The sequence below is a fragment of the Streptomyces milbemycinicus genome, from assembly GCF_002154605.1.
Lineage (GTDB): Bacteria > Actinomycetota > Actinomycetes > Streptomycetales > Streptomycetaceae > Streptomyces > Streptomyces milbemycinicus.
In genome coordinates this window covers 1-2,513 of the sequence record NZ_MUNE01000970.1, presented here as the reverse complement: position 1 = coordinate 2,513, position 2,513 = coordinate 1, and the positions used below count along the sequence as shown (strand labels likewise).

Below are 2,513 nucleotides of genomic sequence, written 5' to 3'. Positions count from 1 at the left end.
TGGCCGGGCAGGCCCAGCCGTACGGGGGCGCGCCCGGCCAGGACGAACCCCCAGTCCTGCGGCATCGCGGCGGCCCCGCCCGGGGAGCGGTCCGGGGTGCGGTCCCGGCCGACCGTGTACGGCGCGGTCCGCAGGCCGACCGAGCGCACCGTCGCCTCGACCGTCCAGTACGCCCGCGGGCGCGCGCTCAGCGTTCCCGCGTGCACCGCGAGCCGTCCGCCGGGCGCCAGCGCGCGCTCCACCAGCCCGTAGAACTCCTGAGAGTAGAGCTTGGTGCTGGGCGTGATGCCGGGGTCGGGCAGATCGCAGACCACCACGTCGTACGGGCCGGGCGTACGCGACAAGGCCGGTCCGCCTGCCGAGTTGTACGGGCCAGCCCCGCCGTCCGCCCGGCGAAGCCAGTCGAACGCGTCGGCGGTGACCACCCGCACCCTCGGGTCGCGGTAGGCGTGCGCGTTCAGGGCGGTCAGCCCGGGGTCGGTGCGGGCCAGCCGCACCACCTCGGCGTCGATTTCGACCACGGTGACCGAGCGGACCCCGCCGTACCGCAGGACCTCGCGCGCCGCGAGCCCGTCGCCGCCGCCCAGCACCAGCACGCGCCGGTGCGGTCCGGCCATCGCCGGGTGGACCAGCGCCTCGTGGTAGCTGAGCTCATCGCGCCCGCTGACCCGCAGCCGGCCGTCGAGGAAGAGGGACAGCGGCCGCCCGTCCGCCCCGCCGCCGGTCAGCACGATCTCCTGGACACCGGTCCGCACGGCGACCCGTATGTCCGGCCCGTACACGGCCCGCCGGGCTGCGCGCTCGAAGGCGGGGGTCAGCGCCGCGGCGGCGGCCAGCAGGGCGAGCACCACCACATTGGCCACGACCAGCGTCCACCGCGCCCGCGCGCTCAGATCGCGGCGGAACAGCCACAGCACCAGCGCCCCGCCCGCGACCGCGTTGACCGCGCCGGTCACCAGCGCGCCGGTCAGCTGGCCGAGCGCGGGCAGCAGCAGAAACGGGAACGCCAGCCCGCCGACCAGCGCGCCCACATAGTCCGCCGCGAACAGGTCGGCGACCGCGCCGCCCGCGTCCTGCCGCCGCACCCGCTGGATGAGGGTCATCAGCAGCGGCACCTCGGCGCCGATCAGCACCCCGATCGCCAGCGAGAAGCCGACGAGCGCGGTGCGCGACTGCCCGGACCATACGAAGCACGCGTACAGCGCCATCGCCGAGCAGCCGCCGACCAGCGCGAGGACCGCCTCGACCGCGCCGAAGCCGACGGCGGCGCGGCAGCGCAGCCGCTTGGCCAGCAGCGAGCCGAGGCCCATGGCGAAGACCATGACCGACAGCACGACGGACGCCTGGGTGACCGAATCGCCCATCAGGTAGGAGGCGAGGGCGACCAGTTCGAGCTCGTAGACGAGCCCGCAGGCGGCGCAGATGAAGACGGTGCCGAGCACGAGGAAGCGGCCGAGCCCGGCCGGGACGGGCAGCCTCGCCGGGCGCTCCGGCTCGGCGAGAGACGGCGCGCCCGGTGCGGAACTCGGGGCGGTACTCGGGGCGGCGGGCACCGGCGAATCGATCACGAAGGGCACGCTACGTTACATATCACCCATGCTCCGTCACCCACACGGATGCATTGCCCGCCGCTCATCCGTGCCTAGCCCCCTACCAGAAGGGGACTTCACAGCGCCGCCGCCACCCGCGCCCCCACGCATGTACGCGTCGCGACCAGCCGCCCCTCCTGCGGATAGGCGTGCCAGGTCCGCCAGCTCAGCGCCCCTTCACGGCACTGCGCGACCATCGCCGTGAACGCGTGCGGACTGCCGGGGAAGGTGCCGGCCAGCCCGTGTGGATGGTCCGCCACCAGCGCGAGCAGTTCCTGCGCGCGCCCCGCGAACGAACCGCGCGACAGTTCCTCGACGCGCGCCGCGAATTCGTACTCGCGGCCGTCGACGACCGTGGAGACGCCCATCGGCAGCGGGGTGCTGTTCCCCGACATACAGGCCACGGTCTCCGAACAGGAGCCGCCCTCGCCCTCTACGAGGACTTGATGCGAGGCCCCGAGCAGCCTCAACTGTACGGAGAACTCACGCAGTCGCAGATCGAGCACGGCCAGGGCCGGTAGCGGGTCCCGCCCCAGGGACCAGGCGAGGTCGTCGGCGCGGGTGTCGGTGTAGGCAGTCTTGAGGGTCGTGAGCATGGGTCGGCTCCGCAAACGGCACAGGGGGAAGAGATGGGCCGGCCCGCCCCGACGTGAGCCGGGCGCGTTCGGATGCGCCGACTCGGGCTCACGCGGGGTCCGTGGTCGGTGGTATACGGAATCATGGAATGAGCGCGCGCCACATCGTTTTTACCCATCTTCGCCAGGTTTCCACCCCTGCGGGCGCCTATCAGTTCATGTGTTCAATAGGCACTGGCGCTCAACAGCCGTGCGCCCGGCGTGCCTTGGCACGCCGGGCGCACGGGGCGGATGGAGAAGCCGACCCCCCGTGAGTCAGCTGCCCCCTCCGCAGCCACCACCTCCGCCG

Annotated in this window: 2 protein-coding genes; both read right to left on the bottom strand. The window is 73.3% G+C overall.

From position 1 onward, the window contains the following. A partial coding sequence (locus CCN51_RS49745; protein WP_170061380.1) for a polyamine aminopropyltransferase occupies positions 1 to 1,568 on the bottom strand: 1,568 nt, incomplete at its 3' end. Between the two features lie 98 nt (positions 1,569 to 1,666). After that, positions 1,667 to 2,185: a DUF2617 family protein gene (locus CCN51_RS49740; RefSeq protein ID WP_014178254.1), complete on the bottom strand. Its 519-nt coding sequence runs from the start codon at positions 2,183 to 2,185 to the stop codon at positions 1,667 to 1,669. Positions 2,186 to 2,513 lie beyond the last annotated feature (328 nt).